Raw genomic sequence first — 26404 nt, 5'->3', positions numbered from 1 at the left:
TACAGAGTTAAATAAAAATGAATTTTAAAATCTTTAATAAAATATGAAAAAATCTGTAGCCATAATGTGTGGCGGTGGTCCTGCTCCAGGAATTAATACAGTAATTAGTACCGTGGCTAAAACTTTTTTAAAAGACGGTTATGAAGTAATAGGTGTACATCATGGTTATCAAGGATTACTTTCAGACAATCCTGAGTTGGAATTTTTTGATTTTCATCGTGCAGATCGTATTTTTAGTCGTGGTGGTTCTAGTCTTATCATGAGTAGATTTAAACCAAAAGATAGCGATTTTAAAGCGGATTTTTTTAAAAAAAACAATGTTAAATTATTGGTTACTATTGGTGGAGATGATACAGCTTCTACAGCAAATAGACTCACTAAATATCTTGCAAGTCAAGACTTATCAGTAGCTCACATTCACGTTCCAAAAACAATAGATAACGATTTACCTTTACCAGATAGAAATCCTACATTTGGTTTTCATACAGCAAAAGATGAAGGTGTACGTATTGGAAATACGGTTTATGAAGATGCTAGAACCAGTGAAAATTGGTTTGTTATGTCTGCAATGGGGCGTTCTGCCGGTCATTTGGCATTTGGTATTGCATCGGCATGTCATTTTCAAATGGTTATTATTCCAGAAATGTTTAACAATACAACCATTACATTTAAGAAGTTAATTAATATGATTATTTCTTCTATCATAAAATGTAAAATTATGGGTGTAGAATACGGAGTAGCTTTAATTAGCGAAGGTGTTTTTCATTTTATGGAAGAAAAGGAAATTATAGACTCAGGTATTAATTTTACCTATGATGATCACGGACATCCAGAATTGGGTAATGTAAGTAAATCTCATATATTTAATTATTTACTGCAAGTTAAATTAAAAGAAATAGGACTAGAAATTAAGTCTAGACCCGTAGAACTTGGTTATGAATTAAGATGTTGTAACCCTATAGCATTCGATTTAACATTATGTACTTTGTTAGGTATTGGTGTTAAAAAATTATTCGATCAAGGTATAACCGGTTGTATTGTAAGTGCTAATTCTAATGGAGATATTAGTCCTTTATATTTAAAGGATTTTGAAGATGAAAATGGGAAAATTCCACCGAGATTAGTAGATATTAACTCAGACATGGCACAGTTGTTTATAGAAAATCTTTTCTTTCTAAAAGAGAAAGATTATGAAAATGCTAAAAAATATGTACCAGACCCAGAGGAGTATGATTTTAAAAAAATATTAAATTGGGTGTAATTGTTTAACAATGTAATGGTTGAATTGTGTAACTTTAATAGTCAAATGCAATTTAAGGTTACACAATTAAACAACCATCAAATTAACGATTAAATAATTAAAAAATAAAACAAAAAAATATGGCACAATTTTCAAGATTAGAAGTAGCGCAAGTAATGAAAGAAACAGGAATGGTTCCTTTGTTTTTTCATAGTGATATAGAAGTTAGTAAAAAAGTTTTAAAAGCATGTTATGATGGTGGAGCTCGATTAATGGAGTTTACTGCCAGAGGAGATTTTGCTCACGAAGTTTTTGGAGAATTAACAAAATATGCAGTTAAAGAATTACCAGGAATGGTAATGGGTGTAGGTTCTGTAACAGATGGTGCAGCAGCATCTTTGTACATGGCTTTAGGAGCAAACTTTATTGTAACTCCTGTTTTAAGAGAAGATATTGCAATTGCATGTAACCGTAAAAAAGTATTATGGTCTCCTGGTTGTGGTACTTTAACAGAAATTGCTAGAGCAGAAGAATTAGGCTGTGAAATAGTGAAATTATTTCCTGGTGATATTTATGGTCCTCAATTTGTAAAAGGAATTAAAGGTCCTCAACCTTGGACAAGCATTATGCCAACTGGTGGAGTGTCTCCAACAGAAGAAAACCTAAAAGGATGGTTTGATGCAGGTGTTACTTGTGTTGGTATGGGTTCTAAATTAATGGCTAAAAATGCTGATGGAAGTTTTGATTATGCTAAAATTGAAGCACAAACAAAAAATGCATTAGACATAATTAAGAGTTTAAGATAAAAACTTCTTAACCTAATAATAAAAATCCCAATTTAATAGATTGGGATTTTTTTTGTTTCTAAACGTAAAATCTTCTAAATTCGTTTCTTGCTGATATCTGTTCTTTTTCAGTTTGATAGTAACTACCAAGTATTTTAAAATGATAAATTTAGAATTAAACTGTACAGTAGAATATATTGATTCCTTTTTATCAACATCTGACGCAATAGCATTGTATAAGTATTTATTAACCTATCAGAAATTAACTACAAAGTTTAGCATGGAATTGAGTAACGGAGAACGTTTTCAAGAAAACTACGGTAAAATGATGTTTATTGATGATCATTTGTTTGCAGAAAACAAATTTCCTGTATCAATTTGGGGGCATAATCAAGTCTGGTCTGAGACCATGAAAGCTGTAAAAAAAACGTGTTGAAAGTTATACAAAACAACAGTTTCAAACGTGTGTTTGTATTTATTATCCAGATGGCAATACGGGCGTTGGTTATCATTCAGATGCAATGGCTTATGGCGATACTTCTACTATTCCCTCTTTAAGTTTGGGAGAAGAAAGAAAGTTCTGTTTACGAGAAAAGCAAACATTAAAAGTAGCAGAAGTACTTTTAAAAAATGGCAGTTTACTAATTATGGGGAAAGATTGTCAAGAAAAATATGAACATGCATTGCCTATAGATTCTAATTATAAAAAAGGTAGAATTAATATCACTTTTAGAAAATATGGTGTATAAAAGCAATTTAATTTGTTTCTAGAAGAAAAAAAATAGAACTTAGCTACGTACGTTTATACTATAAAGTATTAAATTGATGTGTATTTATGTAACAAAACAAGATGAATTGATTTAAATATTAAATACCATGAAAATAAAAAACTTAAAATTGATCTTAACAATTGGGATCTTTGTTTTTAGCTGCAATTCCTTTGCTCAAACCCAAAAAGATAGTATTCAAGAAAAGAAAGTAGATACGTTAGAAGTTACAAAAGATAAAAAGTGGCAATTCGGACTTGGTTTTGGGCTTAATTTTGTAGGAGGAACAAATATTAATATTTCTCCAAATTTAACCTATAATCTTAGTAATAAAATAGCTTTTGGTATGGGAATACAATATAATTACCTTGCTTTAAAAGATATTCAGAAAACAACAACGTATGGAGCAAACGCTATTTTTATGTACAAACCTTCTCAAAAAATAATTACTTTATTAGAATTTGCTCAATTAAGAGTGACTTCTAAATCAGAGATTGACAATAGCAAAAGAAAGTTTTGGGATTCTGCCTTGTTTATAGGAGCAGGTTATAATATTACAAATAAAATTACTTTAGGTGCTAAATACAATTTTTTATATGATAAAGACCAAAGTATTTATTCAAGTCCTATAATTCCGTTTGTTACTATTTCTTTTTAATTAAAAAGATTTTTAGTACAATCATTAATAAACAAATTATCCTAAAAAGTTAATCACTTCTTTATAGAAATCTTTTGGGTTTTCTGCATGTAACCAATGCCCAGCGTTTGCAATTTCTACAATTTTAGAATTTGGAAAATGAGCTTCAATAATTGCTTCTTCGTCTTGTGTAATATAATTTGATTTTTGTCCTTTTAAAAATAAAGTTTCATTTTCAAAATCCGTAAACGAAGGTAACGCTTCACCAATTTCTGGGTTGTTTTCTGTTAAAGACTCTAAGTTAAAACGGTAAGCCAAAAGTCCTTTTTCTTTCCAATACACATTTTTTAATAAAAACTGTCGTACTCCAAATTCGGGAATGAGGGCTGCTATTTTTTCCTCAACTAGTTTTCTTGAATTTTGTAGCGAAAAATCAACAGAATTTAAACCTGCTAAAATTGCATTATGATGAGGTTGATATTCTCTTGGAGAAATATCTACAATAATTAATTTCTTTACCAATTCTGGATACGTTACAGCAAATAACATGGCGGTTTTACCGCCCATAGAATGACCAATAATGTACACGTTTTCTAATTGATAATGAACCATATAGTTGTGTAAATCTTCTACTAAAACTTCGTAATTAAATTCATCAGCATGAAAACTTCTACCATGATTTCTTTGATCTATTAAATGAACCTCAAAGTTTTTTGCAAAATCATTTCCCAGTGTTTTCCAATTGTCAGACATTCCAAAATAACCGTGTAAAATTAATAAAGGTTTTCCTTCTCCTTTTATAGTTGAATGTAATAGTTGATTTGGCATTTAGATTGTTTGGTTTTTTGTCTGGTCTAGCGCAGTCGAGACCTAAAATTTACGATTCCAGAACTGCGATTCTACATTAATTAAAATACTATTTTTGATTGAAATAATGCTCTAGAATCCATTGATTACTTAAAATTGCAAAGGTAAATTGCCTACTATTTAAGACGATGCAAATACATGTTTACCACATTTTCTAACCCTAAGTATAAGCTTTCTGCAATTAAAGCATGACCAATAGAAACTTCTGCAAGATTAGGAATATTTTCTTTAAAGAATTTAACATTCTCTAAACTTAAATCATGACCAGCATTTATTCCTAAACCTAATTTATGCGCTAAAATAGCCGCTTCTGTGTAAGGTTTAATGGCAGCTTTATTTCCTAAATCAAATTGTGTTGCAAATTCTTCTGTATACAATTCTATTCTATCTGCTCCGGTTTTTGCAGCTGCTTCAATTAATTGTAAATCGGTATCAATAAAAATAGAAGTTCTAATACCGTTTTGTTGAAATTCTTTAATTACTTCTTGCAAAAAAGATTGATGCGTAATGGTATTCCAGCCCGCATTAGAGGTAATAGCATTCTCAGCATCTGGCACTAAAGTAACTTGAACAGGTTTTGTTTCTAACACCAAATCTATAAAAGATTGTATTGGGTTTCCTTCAATATTTAACTCTGTTTTTACAATCGATTTTAAATCCCTAGCGTCTTGGTAACGAATATGTCTTTCGTCTGGTCTTGGGTGAATGGTAATTCCTTCTGCCCCAAAGTTTTCAATATCATTGGCAACTTTTAGTAAATTTGGCACATTTCCACCACGAGAATTTCGTAAAGTAGCTATTTTATTAATATTTACACTTAACTTTGTCATTGTCTAAAATTAGTTTGCAAATATAAACCATTAAATCATTTTATCCTATATTCGTACTTGATGAACATGAACGATTACATATTAAAAGAAATTAAAGCTTTTCAATTAAAAGACACTGTAAAAAGTGCTCAAAAAGTTTTTAAAAATTACCCAATTACGCATTTTCCAGTGATAGAGAATGGTAGGTTATTGGGGTCTTTTGCAGAAAGTGATGTGCAAACTATAGAAAACAAAGAGCATGAGTTGGTTGCCTATGCACATTTAATGAATTCTTTTTTTGCCGATGAAAAAGCCACTGTTTTAGAATTGTTAAAAATTTTTGCAGATAATGATACTTCCATTATTCCTGTATTAAATAAGGATAAAATTTATATTGGTTATTATGATTTGTGTGATGTTTTAGATGTTTTTTCTACAAGTCCGTTTATGATTGAAGAAAGTGAAACATTAATTATAGAAAAATTAGAAAAAGATTATTCTATGGGTGAAGTAGCGCAAATTGTAGAAGCAAATGGTGCATCTTTATTAGGGTTATATATTTCAGAGAAACGAGAAGATTTTGTCCAAATTACCTTAAAAATAATTTCTAATGAAATGAACGAAATGATTCAAACCTTTAGAAGATATAATTATAAAATAATTTCTAATCATGAAAATGATATTTATTTAGAAGATTTAAAAAACAGATCAGATTATTTACAGAAATATTTAGAGATGTAATACTAAAAAACAAAATTTTCTCAAAAGACTAGATGTTGTTCTTCATTATTTCTTTGTGAATTTTGTTTATTTCTTTGCACCTTTGCGAATATTAAAAATATTGAAATATTTTAAAAGTGAAAAAAGTAGCAATTTACGGGCAATCTTACTCAATTTCGGCAGAAAAAGAAATTAAAATTTTATTAAAAGTTTTAGAAGAAAACAAAGTTGTTTGTTTTTTAGAAGAAGCGTTTTTTAATTTATTATTAGAAAACAATTTTTTAGAAAAAAAGTATCCAACTTTTTCACATTTTTCTGATTTAAACAATTCTTTTGACTTTCTTTTTACTGTTGGTGGCGATGGTACCATTTTAAGAGCAGTAACGTATATTAGAGATTTAAATATTCCTATTTTAGGAATTAATACAGGTAGGTTGGGGTTTTTAGCAACCATTAATAAAAATGCTATCAAAGAAAGTATTTCGCAAATATTTGAGAAAAAATATACCATTCAAGCACGTACACTTTTATCAATAAAAACATCTCCGGAAATAGAAGATTTTGATCAACTTAATTTTGCTTTAAATGAGGTAACAATAGCAAGAAAAAATACCACCGCAATGATTGGTGTAAGAACCAGTTTAAACAATGAATACCTTACCAATTATTGGGCAGATGGTTTAATAATTTCTACACCAACAGGCTCTACGGGATATTCTTTAAGTTGTAACGGACCGGTAATAACGCCAGATTCTAAAAACTTAATAATTACACCAATTGCACCACACAATCTAAATTCTAGACCCATGGTTATTTCTGATGAAACAAATATTCAATTAGAAGTAGATTCTAGAGAAAAAGATTTTTTAATTTCTTTAGATTCAAGAATTACATCCGTACCTAAGAATACAAAAGTATTTATAGAAAAAGCTCCATTTACAATTAAAAGTATTATTCTAGACAACCAATCTTTTTTACAAACCTTGCGTAGTAAATTATTATGGGGAGAAGATACTAGGAATGAAACCAATCTTTAATGTTTCTTTACAATAAATGACTAAAAAAGAAGTTATTCAAAAAAGAAGGAATATTAACTTTATAAAGCAAATTGAAATCCTTATATTTGCACGCTATTTTTAGGATGAGAAACCATATATTATTTATTGTATTTGCCAGCTTTTCAACATTTATTTTTGGACAGGTTTATGAGGTTGGAGTCTCTTTAGGGGGATCAAATTATGTTGGTGACATTGGAAGAACGAATTATATATATCCAAATAAACCAGCAGGAGCCTTGTTTTTTAAATATAATTACAACCCAAGAATTGCACTAAGAGCAACATATAGTCTTTTACCTTTAGAAGGAGATGATGCAAATGCAGATACTGATTTTAAAAGAAATAGAGGTTTAAATTTTACAAATACTATTCACGAAATGGCAGTAGGAATGGAGTTTAATTTTTATGATTATGATTTATCTTCTGATGATAAAACTTGGACACCTTATATTTTAATGGAGTTAGTAGCGTTTAATTACAAAAGTGTAATATCAGAACCAACACCAGGTGTGTATAAGTATAAAAATAAAACATCAACAGCAATACCCATAGGAATTGGTTATAAGTCTAAATTATATGGTACTTTAGCATTTGCTGTAGAAGCAAAATTTAGATTTGCATTAGAAGATGATTTAGATTATTCTAATTCTAGTATTCCTAGTTTAGATTTTGGCAACCCAGGCAATGATTGGTATATGTTTACAGGTGTTTCTTTAATTTACACCTTTGGTAGACCCGCTTGTTATTCAGACGGATTATAATAAATTATGGATAAAAAACTACAAATTAATTTACAAAGAGTGCCTAAACACGTTGCCGTAATAATGGATGGTAACGGCCGTTGGGCAAAAGGTAAAGGCATGAATAGGATTTTTGGACATAAAAATGCCCTTACTGCTGTGAGAGAATCTGTAAAAGCGGCTTCTGAAATTGGCATCTCTGCCATAACACTTTACGCTTTTTCTACTGAAAATTGGAACCGACCAAAATTAGAAGTAGATGCTCTAATGAGTTTGTTAGTAAATTCACTTAAAAAAGAATTACCCGGTTTTCAGAAAAATGGAGTAAAGGTAAACGCCATTGGCGCCATTGAAAACTTACCAAATAAAGCCCAAAGAGTATTGGCAGATGTTATTTCTGAAACTAGAAATAATACAAAAATCATTTTAACTTTTGCTTTAAGCTATGGTGCAAGAGAAGAAATTGTTAATACTATCAAAAACATATCTAAAAAAGTTGTTAATAAAGAACTTTTAATAGAAGAAATAAACGAAAACATTATAAATAACCATTTATATACGTTTAATTTGCCCGATGTTGACTTAATGATAAGAACTAGTGGAGAACAACGCATTAGTAATTTCTTATTATGGCAGATGGCGTATGCTGAATTATATTTTACAGATATACTTTGGCCAGATTTCAGGGAAGAGCATTTTTATGATGCAATAATAGAATATCAGAATAGAGAACGAAGATTTGGAAAAACAAGCGAACAAATTACAGAATAAATTTTTTATAAAATTATTTTCTGCTGTTATAGTATTTTTAGCACTAATTGTTAATTTTAGTGCAAATGCACAAACAAAAAAAGATAGCGTTTTTGTACTTAAAAAGGACACCGTTACTACCAAAAATAATTCTTTTGAAAAAGGAAAAGAATATCTTTTAGGAGGTATTTCTGTTACCGGTTTAAAAAAGTTTAGCGAAGAAACCGTAAGAGTATTTACAGGTTTAAGAACTGGGCAAACCATAAAACTACCAGGAGACAAGCTAACAAGTGCTATTAAAAAGTTGTACGAAAGTAAACAATTTAGCAATGTAGATGTTTACCTAGCAAAAGTAGATGGTGAATCTGTTTATTTACAGTTTGATGTACAAGAATTACCCCAATTAAACAATATTAATATTACAGGGATAAAAAAATCTAAAGTAAAAGAAATTCTAAAAGAAGCCGAATTAAAACAAGGCGCAATGGTTACAGACAACTTAATTGTAACTACTAAAAACTACATTGCAAAAAAATATACAGACAAAGGTTTCTTAAAAACTAAAGTAAATTTAGATGTAAAAAAAGATACTTCAGATATTAACATTGTAAACATGTCTGTTTTTATTGATAAAGGAAATAAAATAAAAATAAAAGACATACTTTTTACAGGCAACAAAGCACTCTCTGATAAAAAATTAAGAGGGGCTATGAAAAACACTAAAGAAAAATTTTTTGGTCGTTTTTGGAAAGGATCAAAATATATTGAAGAAAAATACGAAGAAGATTTAGAAAGTATTCTTGATAAATATAGTAGAATAGGATACAGAGATGCTAGAATTTTAAAAGAAAATATTTCTTGGAATACAGACAATACAATAAACGTACATATAGATTTAGAAGAAGGTAGACAATACCGTTTTGCAGAAATATTATTTGTAGGGAATAGCGAATATACAGATGAACAATTAAATAAAATTTTAAAAATTGATAAAGGAGATGTCTACAATGGCGCAGTTTTAAAAGAACGTGTAAAAGGAGATGGAAGTCCAACTTCTGAAGATTTATCTACCTTGTATCAAGATAACGGGTTCTTATTTTCTTCTGTAAATGCGGTAGAAACAAAAGTGCAAAACGATTCTATTACGGTTGAAATTAGAATTAGAGAAGATGAAAAAGCACGAATTAAAAAAGTAACTGTTTCTGGAAATGATAAAACAAATGATCATGTATTGTTTAGAGAGTTACGTGTAAAACCAGGAGATTTATTTAGCAGATCTGCCATCATAAGATCTATTAGAGAAATAGGTCAATTAGGTTTCTTTGATGCCAATGTTACTCCGGATGTTATACCAGATTATCAAAATAAAACTGCAGATATAGATTTTACTGTTGTAGAAAAAGGAGGAAGCCAAATAGAACTACAAGGTGGTTACGGTGGAGGTTCATTTATAGGTACTTTAGGATTGTCTTTTAACAACTTTTCAATCAAAAATATTTTTAATAAAGAAGCGTACAAACCATTACCAATGGGAGATGGTCAAACATTATCTTTACGTTTACAATCTAGTAGAACGTATAATACATATAGTTTTTCATTTACAGAACCTTGGTTAGGTGGTAAAAAACCAAAGTCGTTATCATTTTCTGTATATTCTTCTAATCAATATCAATTAGACTATACAACCTATGATGTAGATAGAAGTAAAAGTTTAGGAATTATTGGTGCTTCTATTGGTTTAGGAGAACGTTTAAAATGGCCAGATGATTTTTTCCAATTATCACAATCTATCAGTTACCAATTATTAAAATCTAATAATTATAGTTTTGGTTTATCAGGATTAAACCTAAATAACGGTAGTTTAAATAACCTTTCGTATAATATTTCATTGTCAAGAAACTCTGCAGGGCCAAGTTTAATTTTTCCAACCTATGGTTCTGAGTTTACAATAGGTGGTAAAGCAACATTTCCTTATTCTTTAGTGAATAATAAAAATTATTTAGACAACAGTATCTCAGATAATGATAAGTATAAATGGTTAGAATATTATAAGTTAAACTTTAAAGGAAAATGGTATACCTCTTTTACAGATAAACTTGTATTAATGTCTAATGCAGAATTTGGTTACTTAGGTTTTTACAACACAGATCTTGGTGCAACACCTGTAGAGCGTTATTTTGTTGGTGGAGACGGTATTGCAGCCTATCAATTAGATGGAAGAGAAACTGTTGGGTTAAGAGGATATGAAAATAGTGGGTTATCTTCTGCTTATGGAGGTACTATTTACAATAAATTTCAAATGGAATTACGTTATTCTATCACAGATTCACCATCAGCATCTATCTATACTTTAGGGTTTTTAGAAGCGGGTAATTCTTATGACAATTTTAATACATTTAATCCGTTTGAATTAAAACGTTCAGCTGGTTTAGGAGTTAGAATATTTATGCCTGCATTTGGTTTATTAGGTATTGATTTTGCTCATGGTTTTGATCCTTTACCAGGACAAACTGAAAAATCTGGTTGGCAAACACATTTTATTATTGGAAGACAATTCTAGGAAAATCGTACATTTGTAATGCTAAGATTTTTTTGGCACGGTTTTTTCTAAACACATACTATACAAATGAAAAAAATATTTTTTACCATCGTTCTTTTACTTAGTGTAACATTTTCTTGGTCGCAAAGAAATCAAATTATTGCTTATATAGATATGGAATACATTCTAGAAAATGTTCCAGAATATGTAGAGGCTCAAAATACGTTAGACGCCAAGGTTACTAAGTGGAAAAGTAAGTTAGATAAGGAAGCAAGACATATAGAAGTTTTAAAGTCTGATTTGGCAAATGAAAAAGTAATTCTTACTAAAGATTTAATCGAAGAAAAAGAAGAAGAAATTACTTTAAAACAAGAAGAATTAAGAAGATTAGAATCTTTATATTTTGGACCATCAGGAGATATGTTTATGGTTAGAAAGCAATTGGTAAAACCAATACAAGATCAAGTTTACAACGCTATACAAGCTATTTCGAAAAGAAAAAAATATGATTTTGTTTTTGATAAATCTAGTGATTTAGTCATGCTTTTTTCCAATAAAAAATACGATATTAGCGAGCTCGTTTTATCAACCATAAACAGAACACGTTTAATTGATGAAAAGAATGAAATAAGAAATGAAAAAAGGAATGCAAGAAAAGCAGTTCCATCTAAAGAACTTTCTGATAAGCAAGAAGAGTTGTTAAGAAAAAAAGAAGAAGCGGCAGCAAAAAGTTTAGCAGATAAAGAAGCTAAAAAGAAAATTTTAGAAGAAAAAAAGAAATCTCTTATAGAGAAAAGAGAAGCAAAAAGAACACTTTTGCGTGAGAAAAAAGAAGCTTTAAGAAAGAAAAAAGAAGCGGAAAAAAAAGAGAACAATAATAATTAAATTAAAACAAGAATGAAAAATTTTAAAACGTTACTATTAATTGCTGTATTTACTTTAGGAGTAGCTGGTGTTGCAAATGCACAAAAACTAGGTCATATAGACTTTGAAAAATTAGTAGCAGAAATGCCTCAAACAAAAACTTTAAAATCATCTATTGAAAAATTAGCTAAAACGTACCAAGATGAAATAGAAGGAATGGGTAAAAAGTTAGAAGCTAAAATGCAAAAATATACTGCTGAACAAAAATCACAAACTCAAGTTATTAACGAAACTAGAGCACAAGAAGTGCAACAAGATAGAGCAAGATATGAGCAAGCTAGACAAGGTGCTTATCAAGAAATGCAAACAAAGCAAGCAGAAGAGTTAGGACCAATTATTGAAAAAGCTCAAAAAGCAATTGAAGAAGTTGCAGCAACCAAAGGTCTTGATTATGTTTTAGACGCTTCTGTTGGTAAAGGATTGTTAGTAAAAAAAGGAGAAGATATCTATAGCGCTGTAAAAGCAAAATTAGGTTTCTAATAAAATTACTTTTTAATATTATAATATTCAAACCTACTTTTTTAAAGTAGGTTTTTTTATTTTTACAGTAATGAAGTTGAATAATTATCCTATTGGTATTTTTGATTCAGGAGTTGGTGGTACATCAATTTGGAAAGAAATAAAAACCTTGTTACCATTTGAAAATACTATGTATTTATCAGATAGTTTAAACGCACCTTATGGTGAAAAAAGCCAACAAGAGATCATTGATTTGTCCATTAAAAATACGCAGTTTTTATTAGAGCACAATTGTAAGCTAATTGTTGTAGCTTGCAATACTGCAACTACCAATGCTATTAAAACCTTAAGAAAAACGTTTACAGTTCCCTTTATAGGTATAGAACCTGCTATAAAACCGGCTGCTTTACAAACCAAAACAAATACTATTGGTATTTTAGCTACAAAAGGGACATTGAACAGTGAATTGTTCGAAAAAACTTCTAGTACGATCAATAAAAAAATTGTACGTAAAGAAATTATTGGAAAAGGGTTGGTAGAACTAATAGAAGGAGGGAAGTTATATTCTGATGAAATGACAGTCTTATTATCATCATATATAAATCCTTTGATAGCACAAAACGTAGATAGTTTAGTGTTGGGGTGTACTCATTACCCGTATTTAATTCCTCAAATACGGGAATTAGTAGGTACAAAAATAACAATCATAGATTCTGGTGCTGCTGTTGCCAGACAAACAAAAGCCATTTTAAAATTGAACAATATTTTAAATAGTACTACAAATAAAGGACGCCATCATTTTTATATCAATAAAGACAAAGGTGTTTTAAGTCAATTAATAGCATCTGATTCTGGATGTGTTACAATTACTGAAAAAGAGTTTTAAAATCCACCATACATAGAGTTAATGTTCGGACAGGCTGCACCTCTAGGTTCTCTAGTCCATAGATTTAGACCAATTGAAATTTGATGAAAACCAGTATTTGTAAGTACAACATCATTCATCTGATTTGTATAGGTATATGAAAACATTAAATTGTCAAAATTAACACCTATAATTGGAGAAATATATTGTGAGTTATCAATTGTATTTTGGTCAAAACTTCTTCTATAAGATAGGGCTGCCCAAATTTGTGTTTGAGAAATTGTTTTATATGCTTTAAGATTAAAGTCTGCTATTCTTTCTCCTGTTCCTTCTTTAAATTGTACCATTACAGAAGGTTCTAATTGAATGTAGTTCTCTTCACCATAGTAATAACCTGCAGAAAAAATAAAATTTCTTAAATCGAGAGGTTCATAACGCAAATTGTTTTTTGCTGATAAAAATAAGTTTTTTACGGTAAAGTATGAAGAAAAGCCACCTCTGTGATAGGCCGCACTAAAATCTGCGTTGTAGTAACTATTACTTTCTATTACTTGACTTACAGTAGGGTCTCCTGTAAAACTTCTTTGATCCGATTGATATTGTACAAAAGAAAAAGCCAAACCAAAAGAGAGTTGCTCAAAAATACTTCCATTACTCATGGGTAAATGATAAGAATACGCAGCTTGAATTCCTTTATGAGAGTGAAATCCATTACTATCATTAAAAATAACCAGTCCGTAGCCTGCGTTAGAATATTCATTAAATTTAGAATGAAAACTTAAAGTTTGTAAAGCTGGTGCATCTGGCACTCCTGCCCATTGTTGTCCTGCTGTAAACCGCAACTTGCTAGAATTACCAATACCTGCTGCAGAGGGATGCAATAAGTAGACATTATCAGATAAATAATCTTGATATATAGGTAAGGTTTCTTGGGCATTGTTTTTTAGTGAAAAAAAAACAAAACATACCAAAAAAACATGTAAATATGTACACTTCATTGTAGGGAGGTTGTTTTAAAGTTCTCAAATATATTGTTTTTCTTATAATAAACAGTTTTCAACACAAGATTTTAACACTGTAATTTTAATTTTTATGGAATAATTTGTCCTTTTCTATTTAATTGAGTACATAAGAACCTAGAATTGTTAGCTTAATGGCAAGAATTTTGAGAAGAAACTAGCTCTAAAACGGGTGCAGGTGAAATATAAGGAATTCCTAAACCTAAACCTCTTAAAACGAATAATACACCAATAAAAACAACAACAATTGGAATTGCTTTTTGTATCTTTTTTCTAAAGGTTCCTTTGGTAAAATTACCTAAATATACAACAGCTGTCATTAACGGAATTGTGCCCAAACCAAAAAGCATCATGTACAAACTACCATAAAAAGTACTTGTAGTTGCCAACGCCCCAAAAACGGCCATATACACTAACCCACAAGGTAAGAAACCGTTTAAAAAACCAATGGTAAAAAAGGTGTCATTTCTTTTCTTTTTTAATTCTTTACCCAATGCATTTTTTACTTTAAAAATTGCCTTGTTTATATTTTTAGAAAAATTTACTTTGGAGAAAAATTTAGGAAAAATGATTATTAAAATCATGCTTACGCCAACTATTATAGATAATTGTTGTTGAAAACCGAAGAAATAAAAACCTTTTCCTAAAAAGCCAAAAAGCAAGCCTATTAAACTATAAGTAAATATTCTACCGAGGTGATAACTTAAAATTTGGAATGCACCTTTAACTTTATTATTTCTATCTATTGGCAACATAAAGGCAATAGGACCGCACATACCAACACAATGGAAGCTTCCTAATAAACCAAATATTATTGCAGATAAAAACATTAATATTGTATTTCTTTTTTAACTAAGTACTCTTTATTGTTATATTTGAAAGCAATATTAATGTTCCAGCGACCATCTAGTAAACGTTTCTCAGGCACGAGCAAATATGTATTAGAAATTGAAATAGGTATTTCAAAATCTAATTGTTTATTAGATGGTCTATATAGGAACACTTTTCCTGTAATTTCTTCTGGAGAAAACTCTTTTGGAAATGCTATTTTTAATCCTTCTTTAGTTCTTTGTATTGTAACTTTCTCTTTTAGAACTATCGCATTTTTTTCTGCATTAATTTCATCTTGAAACCCTAATTCTTTTTGATAATATTTTTCTGTAACCAAATCATAACTATAGGTTTTATTAGTACTCATAGTAATAACAAAATATAAAATAAACCCCATAAATGCTACAATTGCAATAACAATTCCTGTTCCCCAATTAAATTTCATATCTTCTTATTTTATCATTTTATAAGAATTTCTATAAACAGTTTTTTAATAAATAGCTTGTTTATTTGCCCTTAATCTTAATGATGGTTTAATTATTTGCAATATCAATGTGTTAATGTAACAATGTGTTAATGTAACAATGTGTTAATGTAACAATGTATTAATGTAACAATTTATCAATGTATCAATGTATCAATGTAACAAATTAGTTTATTTATAACTTCGAGGTCCTAAAAAGTTGGTGGTGGTTGTTTCAATTAATTTATCACCACTAAAAACTCCTATTTCTAATTTATCTTTATCACCTTTTAATGCGGCTGCATTTAGTTCTATAAATAAAGTACCTTCTGCCAATCCTTGTTTTGGTACCGTAAAGTTATGATTGGAAACTAGTTTTATGGTTCCGCCTTTGTGAGATAAAATTTTATAACTTACATCAGTAATCTCCTTAGAGGTTTTATTTATTACTTTAAACGTATACACATTGCTAATCATATTATTTTCTTTGTGCTGATACAATTGACCTGGTAACCTTAAAATAGTAGCCTCAACATCATTTCTTAAGAACAACATTCCTATTAAAATTCCTACTAAAATGAATAAAACAGCCGAATACCCTTTAATTCTAGCATTTAATTTAAAAGGTTTCTTTTTCTCTATATTTTCTTCACTTTCATATCTGATGAGACCTTTTGGTAAGCCAACACTTTCCATAATATGATCACATTCATCTATACATGCCGTACAATTTACACATTCTAATTGTGTACCATTTCTAATGTCGATACCTGTAGGGCAAACAACAACACATTGTTTACAATCAATACAATCTCCTTTGCCTAAAGCTTCTCTATCTTCATTTTTCTTGAATTTTGATCTGCCTTCTGCTCTTTCACCTCGTTTATGATCGTACGCTACATTAATGGTTTTGTTGTCTAATAATACACCTTGTAGTCTACCATAAGGACACGCTATAATACATACTTGTTCTCTAAACCAAGCAAATATAAAATAGAAAACACAGGTAAAAATTGTTAAAGAAATAAGTGTACTAATATTATCAAACGGATTTCCGGTTATATAACTGATCAGTGTATCTCCACCAATTAAATAGGCTAAAAATACATTGGCAATAATAAAAGAAATCACAAAGAAAATAAACCATTTTAAAAGTCGTTTCTTAATTTTTTCTGCATTCCAAGCTTGTTTTTCTAATCGAATTTGTTTTCCTCTATCACCATCTATCCAGTACTCAATTTTTCTAAAAACCATTTCTAAAAAAATGGTTTGCGGGCAAATCCATCCACAGAAAATCCGACCAAAAACAACGGTAAACAATATGATAAAAACAACGCCTACAATCATTGATATTACTAACAAATGAAAGTCTTGCGGCCAAAAAGGGAAGCTGAAAATATTAAACTTACGCTCTAAGACATTAAATAGTAAAAACTGATTTCCATTAATTTTTATAAACGGTGCTGTGAGCAAAAAAGCGAGTAAAAAATAACTAACATACGTTCTGTATTTGTAGAATATTCCACTAGGCTTTTTAGGAAAAACCCACGCTCGCTTTCCGTCTTTATCTATTGTACCTATACTGTCTCTAAACTGTTCCTTTTCAGACGTTTTCATGAGTTTAATTGTTGAAAATTTAATTTATTTTCTAACGAAGTTATGATTTAGGTTCAATCTAAAAAAAACATACTACTTTTCTTCCCACTTATCTCCTTCCGGAGCCTTTGGGGTAGCTGGTGTAGTTCCTTGTAAAGAAATTACATAGCTAGCAACTTTTGCAATATCTACTGCTTTTAGAGTTTTGTTCCAGGCAATCATCCCTTTACCATCTCTACCACCATTAGAAATTGTAGTAAATACATTTTTGATTCCGCCACCTAGAATCCAGAATTCATCAGTTAAATTGGGTCCAATAGAACCACCTCCATCAGCCAAATGACAAGAAGCACAATTTAAACCAAAAACAGCTTTTCCTCTACCTAAATCTTTGGCATCTGTTAACAATGCAACACTTTCTGCTGTAATTAAATCTGGAGCTGTAGATTTGTATTTTTTTAATTCAGCTTTTGCTTCTGCAACGGCCTTGTCATATTCCATTATTTGACTATCTCCGTCTAAAACTTCAAATCTTACCAAATACACAATGGCAAATACTATTGATGCATAAAACATATACACCCACCAAGGTGGTAACGTATTGTCTAATTCTCTAATTCCGTCATAATTATGGTCTAAAACAATTTCTTGTTCGTCTTCTATATCTTTAGATTTTGTCCAAGATTTTAATAGTTTTTGAATCCATGCATTTGGTGCTTCAGGAACTACGCCATCTTTTTCATTTTGTAGTTCTGTTGCTTTACTAATGGCAATAACGTTTATTGTTTCTTTTAAAACAATTACCAATATAAAACCAATTAGCGTTAACCAAACTAAAGGATTTTCAAAAAAGTTAAATGGGTTTTCGTACACCATAAACGACTTTGCAAGCGCTAAAAACGTAACAATTACAAAAATTATATAAATTGAAGATTGAAAATATTTTTTCATTTTATGTCTCTTTTAATGATCTAAAGGTAAGTTGCTTACCGAATTTATGTATTCCTTTTTTGCTGTAAATACCCACAAGAATAAGACTACAAAAAAAGTAAAGAATATGATTAATGATATTAAAGGATAGATTTCTATGCCTAAAATACTCTCCATGTGACCTTTTATAAACTTTAACATGTTCTTAGTTTTTAGCGGTGTTTTGTTCGTCTTTTACTTTTATATCCGTACCTAAACGTTGTATGTAAGCAATAACTGCTACAATTTCTCTGTTTTTCATTTCTATAAAAGTTTCTCCGTTTTCCTCAGCGAATTTTTTATCAGCTTCATAATTTTTTGCAAAATCAGGATCTGCGTATAAATTTTGCTCAATTTTAGTTCCTTGGTCTAACATGTGTTGTTGCGCATTTGCAATTTCTTCATCTGAATACGGAACGCCTAAAGTAACCATCGCTTTCATCTTCGCTTCTGTGTCAGATTTATCAAGCTCGTTTCTTATCAACCATTTGTAAGATGGCATAATAGAACCTGGTGATGTACTTTGCGGATCATACATGTGATTTAAGTGCCAGCTATCATTATATTTCTGACCAATTCTATGTAAATCTGGTCCTGTACGTTTAGATCCCCATAAAAATGGATGATCGTACACAAATTCACCTGCTTTAGAGTATTCTCCATAACGTTCAACCTCACTTCTAAAAGGTCTTACCATTTGAGAATGACAACCCACACAACCTTCTCTAATGTAAATATCTCTACCTTCTAATTCTAAAGGTGTATACGGTTTTACACTACTAATAGTTGGTATGTTAGATTTTACTAATAATGTTGGTATAATTTGCACCATTCCTCCAATTAAGATGGCAATAGTTGCATAAATTGTCAATTTGATTGGTTTTCTTTCAATCCAAGTATGCCATCCTTCACCACTAGTTCTGTATTTAGGAACTTTTGTTAAAGCTGCAGCTTCTGCCAATTCATCTGTAACTTCGCTACCAGATTTTACTGTTTTAATAACATTATACAACATTACAAAAGCACCAATAATATACATACTACCTCCAATGGCACGCATCCAATACATTGGCATAATTTCGTGCACAGTTTCTAGGAAGTTACCATAAGTTAAAGATCCATCAGGATTAAATTGTTTCCACATAGAGGCTTGTACAAAACCTGCAACATACATTGGTAAAGCGTACATGATAATACCTAAAGTACCTATCCAGAAATGGAAGTTAGCCAACCCTACAGAATATAATTTTGTTTTAAACATTCTAGGAATTAACCAATATAACATCCCAAACGCTAAGAAACCATTCCAAGCCAATGCGCCAACGTGTACGTGTGCAATAATCCAATCGCTAAAGTGTGCAATTGCATTTACATTTTTTAAGGATAACATGGGTCCTTCAAAAGTTGCCATACCATAACCGGTAATTGCAACTACCATAAATTTTAAAACAGGATCTGTTCTTACTTTATCCCAAGCACCTCTTAACGTTAGTAAACCGTTAATCATACCACCCCAAGATGGAGCTAATAACATTATAGAGAATGCAACTCCTAAATTTTGAGCCCATTCTGGTAATGAAGTATATAAAAGGTGATGCGGTCCTGCCCAGATATAAATAAATATTAATGACCAAAAGTGAACAATAGATAATCTATAAGAATAAACGGGTCTGTTTGCTGCTTTCGGAACAAAATAATACATCAATCCTAAAAAAGGTGTTGTTAAGAAAAATGCCACGGCATTATGTCCGTACCACCATTGTACCAATGCATCTTGCACACCTGCGTACACAGAATATGATTTAAACATGGTAACAGGCAGCGCTAAACTATTAAAAATATGCAATACTGCAACAGTAACAAATGTTGCTAAATAGAACCAAATGGCTACATATAAATGACGTTGTCTTCTTTGTAAGATAGTCCAAATCATGTTTGCACCAAATGCCACCCAAACAATGGCAATAGCAATATCTATTGGCCACTCTAATTCGGCATATTCTTTAGAAGAAGAAAAACCTAACGGTAAGGTTATGGCTGCTGCAACAATAATTAATTGCCATCCCCAAAAATTAAACTTGCTTAAAAAATCGCTAGCCATTCTTGCTTTTAATAATCGCTGAAGCGAATAATAAATCCCCGCAAACATTGCGTTTCCTACAAAGGCAAAAATTACAGCATTGGTATGCAATGGTCTTAAACGACCAAAACTTAACCAAGGAATTCCTTCTGTATAATTTGGGAACAAAAACATAAAAGCGAGCATTAAACCCACCGAAAACCCAACAAGACCCCAGAGTAATGTTGCGTAGATGAAATTTTTTACGATCTTATTATCGTAATAAAATTGTTGCATTTCCATATTTACTTAAATTTATTTCTATTTAGTTAGTTTCTTTTTTTTCTTTGACCAATTCATCATCAAACAACATACGTACAGAAGGAGTGTACATATCATCATATTGTCCTCTCTTGGTAGAGACGATAAATGCTATAAAAAAAGCTATTGCTACAATAATACTTATAGAAAGTAGTAGGTATATTACGCTCATATCTTGCCTGATAATTGATTTTTCAAAAGTACTATTGGTCGTTTTCTTAAAATATGACAAATGTCATGATTTGTAAATATCTAAAAATTTTGTTAAATAGTCATTGAAAACAGTTGTGTTTTTGGCTTGTTTTTTAATAAATGTAAATCAAAAGCCATGCAAATGTTTCGTACATAGGGTCTCGCTTTTTCTGGAATTGCTAAAGAGTGTGATTGTACATCAATTTTAACCAATCCGTCTTGTTCCATTTCTTTTAACAATGCTAAATGTGTTTCTACATTTTTTATTTTCATCGCGTCCTTTTCCCACGAAGTGGAAAAATGACACATAATATTTAAAATATGTTTTCTGATAATTCTATCTTCTTCGGATAATAAATGTCCTCTAAAAATAGGAATTTCACCTGAATTTACAATCTTTTGATACTCTTTTACCGTTTTTACGTTTTGTGCAAATCCATACCAAGAATCAGAAATTGCAGACATTCCTAAACCAATCATTAATTGCGTTTTATTGGCGGTATACCCCATAAAATTTCTATGCAATGTTTTGTTGATGGTTGCTGTGTACAAACTATCTGACTTTAAGGCAAAATGATCCATGCCAATTTCTACATATCCTAATTCTGCAAAAAGCTCTTTACCTATTTCATAGAGTTCTCTTTTTTCATCATTCTTAGGTAAATCATCTTCATTAAAACCTCTTTGCCCAACACCTTTTACCCAAGGTACATGTGCATAACTGTAAAAGGATATTCTGTCTGGTTGTAATTCTTTTGTTTTGTTGATGCTGTAAATTACGTTTTCTTTGGTTTGATGTGGAAGGCCGAAAATTAAATCGTGACTTACAGATGTGTACCCAATTTCTCTAGACCATCTTGTTACTTGCTCTACAGCTTCAAATGGCTGAATTCTATGAATTGCTTTTTGAACTTTTTCATTATAGTCTTGTACACCAAAACTTACTCTTGTAAACCCCTCATTAAATAAGGTTTGTAATTGTTCTTTTGTAGTATTGTTAGGATGCCCTTCGAAACTAAATTCTGCTAAAGGATGTTTTTTTGCGATTTCAAAAATTCCGTCCATTAAGTATTTTAGGTTTTCCTTTGAGAAAAAAGTAGGCGTTCCGCCACCTAAATGTAATTCTTTTATTATTGGAGTTTCATCAACAAGAGCAACATATAATTTCCATTCTTTTAAAACGGTATCTATATATTCATCTTCTACCTCATGACGTTTTGTAATGTGTTTATGACAGGCGCAAAACGTACACAAACTCTCACAAAAAGGCAAATGAATGTAAATACTAATTCCTTCTGAAGAGTTACTTTCTTTAAATGATGTTTGAAAAGATTGAATCCAATCTTGTTTGTCAATTCCTTCTTTGTTCCAGTAAGGTACCGTTGGATAGCTTGTATATCTTGGTCCGGGAATGTTATATTTTTGTACTAGTGATGTTGTCATTTTAAATTTTTTAAGTAAGCTCTAAAGCAATTTCAATCATTTCTTTAAAGGTTTGTTCTCTTTCTTCTGCGGTGGTTCTTTCTTTGGTAACCAAACTATCTGATATGGTTAAAATAGACAAGGCATTTACATTGTGTTTTGCAGCAACAGTGTACAAGCCAGATGTTTCCATTTCTACACATAAAACGCCATATTCTGCCCATTTTTTATAGCTATCAAACTCATCTGCATAAAATTCATCAGAACTTAAAACGCCACCTGCTTTTACAGCAATATTTTTTTCTTTAGCAACTTCTATAGCTTTTTGAAATAATTTAAAACTGGCTGTTGGGGCATAATCTGCGCCATTAAAACGTATGGTATTTAATCCAGAATTTGTAGAAGCAGCCATTGCTAGCACAATATCTCTAATTTTTACATCTTTTTGATAAGACCCAGCAGAACCTACTCTAATTAAATTTTTAACGCCAAACTGAGTAATTAATTCTGTACAATAAATTAAGGTTGATGGAATTCCCATTCCGGTGCCTTGTACAGAAATTCTTTTCCCTTTATAGGTTCCGGTAAATCCTAACATGCCACGAACATCATTGTATTGAATACTATTTTTAAAGAAAGTATCTGCAATCCATTTTGCTCTCATAGGATCTCCAGGTAATAAAATAGTTTCTGCTATTTCTCCTTTTTTTGCTGCTATATGTACACTCATTCTACTACCTGTTTTACTCGTTTAACACTATCTGATTTTGACAAAGATAATCTTACAATACTATCTACCTTTGCAGTAAGATTATGAACTTCATGTGGCTTTAATGATACTAAATCTCCTGCATTTAATTGCGTTACTTCATTTGCCAAACCAAAATCTATACTACCTTGTATCACTTGAACAATTATTGCAAAAGGAGCTTGATGATCTTCCATTAGCTGACCCTTTTTAAACACAATTCTTATTTCTTTTGAAAATTCTGTATCCTGTAAAAGAGACAATGCTGGTTTGTCTGAATTGAATATAATATTTTCTAAAAACGATGCTACTTTCATAATTTTATTTGATTTTATTCCCCAATAAATTGGTGGAAATTGTTGTAAATACTACAATACTTATTGAACTTAAAGGCATTAAAATTGCTGCGATTACTGGCATTAATTGCCCCGTAATGGCAAAATACAATCCTATGATGTTGTAACATAAAGAGAGTATAAAACTATATTCTATAATTTTAATAGCTTTTTTAGAAGCCTGTATATAAGTCCCTATTTTATTAAATTTTGAAGCATCTAAAATGCCGTCACAGGCAGGAGAAAATACATTAATGTTTTCAGATAAAGCAATACCAACATCACTTTGCGCTAAGGCACCGGCATCATTTAAGCCATCACCAATCATGATTACTTTTTTGTTTTGTTTCTGAAGGTTTGCAACAACGTCTAATTTATTTTCTGGTTTTTGGTTGAATAATAATGTTGTTTCTTTGGGTAAATGTTCTTGTAAATAGCTTTTTTCTCCTTCATTATCACCAGAAACAACTGCCAAATCAAACTCTTTTTTTAAAGAATTAAACAATTCTTTGACACCTTTTCTGTATGAATTTTTAAAAGTAAATTTTCCTTTATAAGCATTGTTAAAACTAACATAAACAGAAGTGTCTAAAGCTGATGAATCAACATTATTTTTTACAAAAGAAGAAGAACCTAATGTAAGACTTGTGTCTTTATATTGTACTTGAATTCCTTTACCTACAATTTCTTTATAATCAGAAATGGTAAGTGTTTCAACTTCATTAAAAGTATTGTATAATGTTCTGCTTAACGGGTGGTTAGATGCTCTTAAAGAACTTTTTAAAATGCTTTTTTCTTGATTGTTTAATTGAATTCCATCATAAGAAATAGTATTTTCTTTATGGGTTGTTAACGTACCTGTTTTATCAAAAATGATAGTATCTATTGCAGCCAACTGCTCTATAACGGTTGCGTTTTTTAAGTAAAATTTTTCTTTACCAAAAATGCGCAACATATTTCCTAAAGTAAATGGTGCGGCCAATGCTATTGCACACGGACAGGCAATAATTAATACTGCAGTAAAAACGTTTAAGGCTTTGCTAGTATCAAAAAATAGCCAATAAGCAGTTGATAAAAAGGCAATGGATAAAACAACAATGGTAAAGTTTTTACTAATGTTGTCTGTGATGGTTTTAAAGTGTGAATTTTTGTCTTTTTGAAACACATCATTACTCCATAATTGTGTTAAGTAACTTTGAGAAACAGAGGCTAAAACTTCCATTTCTATAATTCCGGAAAGTTGTTTTCCGCCAGCAAAAAGTTTGTCTCCAGATTTTTTAGAAACAGGATCTGCTTCGCCAGTAACAAAACTATAGTCTATGTCTGCTTTTCCGGTGATGAGAATTCCGTCTACAGGAATTAATTCTTGGTTTCTGATGAGTAATCTGTCTCCTTTTTCAATATCATAAATTTGTACATTTTCTTCTTTTTGGTTTGCTAAAATACGTGTAACCGCAATAGGAAAATACGATTTATAATCGCGTTCAAAAGATAAGAAATTATAGGTTTTCTGTTGAAAAAATTTTCCTAATAATAGAAAAAATACCAAGCCTGTTAAACTATCAAAAAAGCCAGTTCCTAAATCGAAAATAATTTCAATTGAACTTCTAATAAATAGAACAGAGATACCCAGTGCAATAGGAACATCAATATTTAATATTTTAGAGCGTAAACCTTTAAATGCAGAAATAAAATAATCTTGTCCGGCATAAAAAACTACGGGCAATGAAAAGAAAAACATTAACCATCTAAAGATGTTTTTATATTTTTCTAACCAAAAACCATCAACTTCAAAATATTCTGGAAACGAGAGAAACATTATGTTTCCAAAAGCAAAACCAGCAATACCTAGTTTATACGTTAAACTTCTGTCTACATTTTTTTTACCAGCTTCATAATCTTCTAAGCTAATGTAAGGTTCATAACCAATAGAGCTTAATAATAATACAATTTCTTTTAAAGAAATTTCATTAGAATTATAGGTAACTCTTACTTTTTTCTTTGGAAAATCTACTTGAGAAGTAGTTATTTTTGAATTTAATTTATGTAAATTTTCTAACACCCAAATACAAGAACTGCAATGAATATGCGGAATGTATAAGGTTGCTATTTGTGTGTTTTCATCATTAAAGTCTAATAATTTTTCGGAAATAGAACTGTTATCCAAGAAATCATATTTTCCTTGAATTTCAGTTGGAATTGCTCCAGGGTTGTCTTGAAAATTGTAGTAACTTGTTAAATCATTTTCAGAAAAAATCTCGTATACAGTTTTACAACCATTACAACAGAAATGTTTGTCATCAAATTGTATGAAATGATCATCACAAGAATCTCCACAATGGTAACAATGTGTAGAATTCATATTCACTCTTTTGCCTTTTGCAAAAATCTAATAATTTTCCTTTATAAAACATGACATTTATCAGCTTTTTGGTTTATATTTGACTAGTAATTAATAGGCATTAATATGGGTAAATGTGAACAATGTATTGTTCGTCAATTTAATTCTTTAAAACATCTTTCTAAAGAAGAATTATTAAGAATTTCTGGCTGTAAAACTTCTAAGTCTGTAAAAAAAGGTGAAATTCTATTTGATGAAGGAGAACATTTAAATGGTGTTTTTTGCATTAAAGAAGGCGTTTGTAAAGTGTCTAAAATGAGTGAAAATGGTAGAAATCAGATTGTTAATATTGTTCAGAAAGGTAATATAATTGGCGAAAGAAGTTTGGTTTCTGATGAGGTCTCTAATTTACAAGCGGTTGCCTTAAATGATATGGAAGTTTGTTTTATTCCAAGAGATGAAATTATTAGAGATTTACAAAAAAACAATAATTTTACTATGAGTGTGTTAAAAGATATGGCAAACTCTTTAAAAATTGCAGATAATTTAATTGTAAATCTGGCTCAAAAAACAGTGAAACAACGTTTGGCAGAAACGCTGCTTCAACTTCAATCTAAATTCCAAAATAATGCACAAGGAGCAATAAATATTCAGCTTTCTCGTGAAGATATTGCTAACATTATTGGCACAGCAACGGAGTCTGCAATTCGTTTGTTATCAGAGTTTAAAAAGAGAGAAGTAATAGACTTTAAAGGTAAAAATATTATTATTCTTAGTTCCATAGAATTAGAGAAAATTGCACAAGGTTTTTAGTGTTTTTTAATAGAGAACTAATTTTAAACTTCCATTAGAAAATCAATATTTTTTATTGATAAAAACAAAGAATGAATGTTTTTTTCCTTTTGCAAACAAATTTATACAACGTACTTTTTACATTTTTTTAAACGC

Annotated in this window: 27 protein-coding genes and 1 pseudogene; 14 read left to right on the top strand and 14 right to left on the bottom strand. The window is 30.3% G+C overall.

Annotation, left to right across the window (positions count from 1 at the left end):
• The first annotated feature begins 43 nt into the window (after positions 1–43).
• The 5 genes and pseudogenes from ACSHW5_RS04850 (at position 44) to ACSHW5_RS04830 (ending at position 3450) form a co-directional block, all read left to right on the top strand.
• On the top strand, positions 44–1261 hold the full coding sequence (locus tag ACSHW5_RS04850) for a 6-phosphofructokinase (protein WP_435674980.1): 1218 nt from the start codon (positions 44–46) through the stop codon (positions 1259–1261).
• A 119-nt stretch (positions 1262–1380) separates the two neighbouring features.
• The gene (locus ACSHW5_RS04845; protein WP_435674979.1) at positions 1381–2046 is read left to right on the top strand and encodes a bifunctional 4-hydroxy-2-oxoglutarate aldolase/2-dehydro-3-deoxy-phosphogluconate aldolase; all 666 of its coding nucleotides are present in this window, start codon (positions 1381–1383) and stop codon (positions 2044–2046) included.
• A gap of 139 nt (positions 2047–2185) precedes the next feature.
• The gene (locus ACSHW5_RS04840) at positions 2186–2461 is read left to right on the top strand and encodes a hypothetical protein (RefSeq protein ID WP_435674978.1); all 276 of its coding nucleotides are present in this window, start codon (positions 2186–2188) and stop codon (positions 2459–2461) included.
• Between the two features lie 13 nt (positions 2462–2474).
• Positions 2475–2774: pseudogene (locus ACSHW5_RS04835) on the top strand (alpha-ketoglutarate-dependent dioxygenase AlkB); the annotation flags it as partial.
• A gap of 127 nt (positions 2775–2901) precedes the next feature.
• Positions 2902–3450, top strand: coding sequence for a hypothetical protein (locus ACSHW5_RS04830; protein WP_435674977.1), 549 nt, complete (start codon positions 2902–2904; stop codon positions 3448–3450).
• 36 nt (positions 3451–3486) lie between these two features.
• On the opposite strand, the gene ACSHW5_RS04825 is transcribed toward ACSHW5_RS04830, so the two are convergent.
• On the bottom strand, positions 3487–4257 hold the full coding sequence (locus tag ACSHW5_RS04825; RefSeq protein WP_435674976.1) for an alpha/beta fold hydrolase: 771 nt from the start codon (positions 4255–4257) through the stop codon (positions 3487–3489).
• Between the two features lie 155 nt (positions 4258–4412).
• On the bottom strand, positions 4413–5126 hold the full coding sequence (locus tag ACSHW5_RS04820; RefSeq protein ID WP_435674975.1) for a pyridoxine 5'-phosphate synthase: 714 nt from the start codon (positions 5124–5126) through the stop codon (positions 4413–4415).
• Positions 5127–5192: 66 nt separating this feature from the next.
• Between ACSHW5_RS04820 and ACSHW5_RS04815 the strand changes: the two genes are divergently transcribed.
• The 8 genes from ACSHW5_RS04815 to murI all read left to right on the top strand — a co-directional run bounded on the left by ACSHW5_RS04815 (position 5193) and on the right by murI (position 13181).
• Positions 5193–5846 (top strand): CBS domain-containing protein, encoded by a 654-nt coding sequence (locus tag ACSHW5_RS04815; RefSeq protein WP_435674974.1) that lies wholly within the window; start codon positions 5193–5195, stop codon positions 5844–5846.
• A 116-nt stretch (positions 5847–5962) separates the two neighbouring features.
• Positions 5963–6862, top strand: coding sequence for an NAD kinase (locus tag ACSHW5_RS04810; protein WP_435674973.1), 900 nt, complete (start codon positions 5963–5965; stop codon positions 6860–6862).
• A 104-nt stretch (positions 6863–6966) separates the two neighbouring features.
• Positions 6967–7644: a DUF6089 family protein gene (locus ACSHW5_RS04805; RefSeq protein WP_435674972.1), complete on the top strand. Its 678-nt coding sequence runs from the start codon at positions 6967–6969 to the stop codon at positions 7642–7644.
• A gap of 6 nt (positions 7645–7650) precedes the next feature.
• Positions 7651–8394 carry an isoprenyl transferase gene (locus ACSHW5_RS04800; protein WP_435674971.1) on the top strand — a complete coding sequence of 248 codons (744 nt, stop codon included), beginning with the start codon at positions 7651–7653 and terminating at the stop codon, positions 8392–8394.
• Positions 8363–10933: an outer membrane protein assembly factor BamA gene (gene bamA, locus ACSHW5_RS04795; RefSeq protein WP_435674970.1), complete on the top strand. Its 2571-nt coding sequence runs from the start codon at positions 8363–8365 to the stop codon at positions 10931–10933. Before ACSHW5_RS04800 ends, bamA begins: the two co-directional genes overlap by 32 nt.
• A gap of 66 nt (positions 10934–10999) precedes the next feature.
• Positions 11000–11797 (top strand): OmpH family outer membrane protein, encoded by a 798-nt coding sequence (locus ACSHW5_RS04790; RefSeq protein WP_435674969.1) that lies wholly within the window; start codon positions 11000–11002, stop codon positions 11795–11797.
• A gap of 12 nt (positions 11798–11809) precedes the next feature.
• Entirely contained in the window at positions 11810–12316 is a 507-nt protein-coding gene (locus tag ACSHW5_RS04785; protein ID WP_435674968.1) for an OmpH family outer membrane protein, read from the top strand.
• Between the two features lie 70 nt (positions 12317–12386).
• Positions 12387–13181 carry a glutamate racemase gene (gene murI / locus ACSHW5_RS04780; protein ID WP_435674967.1) on the top strand — a complete coding sequence of 265 codons (795 nt, stop codon included), beginning with the start codon at positions 12387–12389 and terminating at the stop codon, positions 13179–13181.
• On the opposite strand, the gene ACSHW5_RS04775 is transcribed toward murI, so the two are convergent.
• The 12 genes from ACSHW5_RS04775 to ACSHW5_RS04720 form a co-directional block, all read right to left on the bottom strand.
• Positions 13178–14158, bottom strand: coding sequence for a PorP/SprF family type IX secretion system membrane protein (locus ACSHW5_RS04775; protein ID WP_435674966.1), 981 nt, complete (start codon positions 14156–14158; stop codon positions 13178–13180). The two genes, murI and ACSHW5_RS04775, sit on opposite strands and share 4 nt — an antisense overlap.
• A 152-nt stretch (positions 14159–14310) precedes the next feature.
• The gene (locus ACSHW5_RS04770) at positions 14311–15009 is read right to left on the bottom strand and encodes a sulfite exporter TauE/SafE family protein (protein ID WP_435674965.1); all 699 of its coding nucleotides are present in this window, start codon (positions 15007–15009) and stop codon (positions 14311–14313) included.
• Positions 15009–15455, bottom strand: a complete 447-nt coding sequence (locus ACSHW5_RS04765; RefSeq protein WP_435674964.1) for a FixH family protein — start codon at positions 15453–15455, stop codon at positions 15009–15011. Before ACSHW5_RS04765 ends, ACSHW5_RS04770 begins: the two co-directional genes overlap by 1 nt.
• 210 nt (positions 15456–15665) lie before the next feature.
• On the bottom strand, positions 15666–17090 hold the full coding sequence (gene ccoG / locus ACSHW5_RS04760; protein ID WP_435674963.1) for a cytochrome c oxidase accessory protein CcoG: 1425 nt from the start codon (positions 17088–17090) through the stop codon (positions 15666–15668).
• Between the two features lie 72 nt (positions 17091–17162).
• The gene (locus ACSHW5_RS04755) at positions 17163–18020 is read right to left on the bottom strand and encodes a cbb3-type cytochrome c oxidase N-terminal domain-containing protein (RefSeq protein WP_435674962.1); all 858 of its coding nucleotides are present in this window, start codon (positions 18018–18020) and stop codon (positions 17163–17165) included.
• 12 nt (positions 18021–18032) lie between these two features.
• Positions 18033–18200: a CcoQ/FixQ family Cbb3-type cytochrome c oxidase assembly chaperone gene (locus ACSHW5_RS04750; RefSeq protein ID WP_435674961.1), complete on the bottom strand. Its 168-nt coding sequence runs from the start codon at positions 18198–18200 to the stop codon at positions 18033–18035.
• 4 nt (positions 18201–18204) lie between these two features.
• Positions 18205–20400 carry a cytochrome-c oxidase, cbb3-type subunit I gene (gene ccoN, locus ACSHW5_RS04745; protein ID WP_435674960.1) on the bottom strand — a complete coding sequence of 732 codons (2196 nt, stop codon included), beginning with the start codon at positions 20398–20400 and terminating at the stop codon, positions 18205–18207.
• Positions 20401–20422: 22 nt separating this feature from the next.
• Complete coding sequence (ccoS, locus tag ACSHW5_RS04740) at positions 20423–20590, bottom strand: cbb3-type cytochrome oxidase assembly protein CcoS (protein ID WP_435674959.1); 168 nt, start codon at positions 20588–20590, stop codon at positions 20423–20425.
• A gap of 92 nt (positions 20591–20682) precedes the next feature.
• Entirely contained in the window at positions 20683–22053 is a 1371-nt protein-coding gene (gene hemN, locus ACSHW5_RS04735) for an oxygen-independent coproporphyrinogen III oxidase (RefSeq protein ID WP_435674958.1), read from the bottom strand.
• A 10-nt stretch (positions 22054–22063) separates the two neighbouring features.
• On the bottom strand, positions 22064–22762 hold the full coding sequence (gene deoD / locus ACSHW5_RS04730) for a purine-nucleoside phosphorylase (RefSeq protein WP_435674957.1): 699 nt from the start codon (positions 22760–22762) through the stop codon (positions 22064–22066).
• Complete coding sequence (locus ACSHW5_RS04725) at positions 22759–23097, bottom strand: AraC family ligand binding domain-containing protein (RefSeq protein ID WP_435674956.1); 339 nt, start codon at positions 23095–23097, stop codon at positions 22759–22761. Before ACSHW5_RS04725 ends, deoD begins: the two co-directional genes overlap by 4 nt.
• A gap of 4 nt (positions 23098–23101) precedes the next feature.
• Positions 23102–25477, bottom strand: a complete 2376-nt coding sequence (locus ACSHW5_RS04720; RefSeq protein ID WP_435674955.1) for a heavy metal translocating P-type ATPase — start codon at positions 25475–25477, stop codon at positions 23102–23104.
• 105 nt (positions 25478–25582) lie between these two features.
• Here ACSHW5_RS04720 and ACSHW5_RS04715 point away from each other — a divergent pair, with 105 nt between their 5' ends.
• Entirely contained in the window at positions 25583–26269 is a 687-nt protein-coding gene (locus ACSHW5_RS04715) for a Crp/Fnr family transcriptional regulator (RefSeq protein WP_435674954.1), read from the top strand.
• Positions 26270–26404 lie beyond the last annotated feature (135 nt).

This window comes from Polaribacter sp. (genome assembly GCF_051251875.1).
Classification (GTDB): Bacteria; Bacteroidota; Bacteroidia; order Flavobacteriales; family Flavobacteriaceae; genus Polaribacter.
This window is presented reverse-complemented; position numbering and strand designations above follow the sequence as displayed.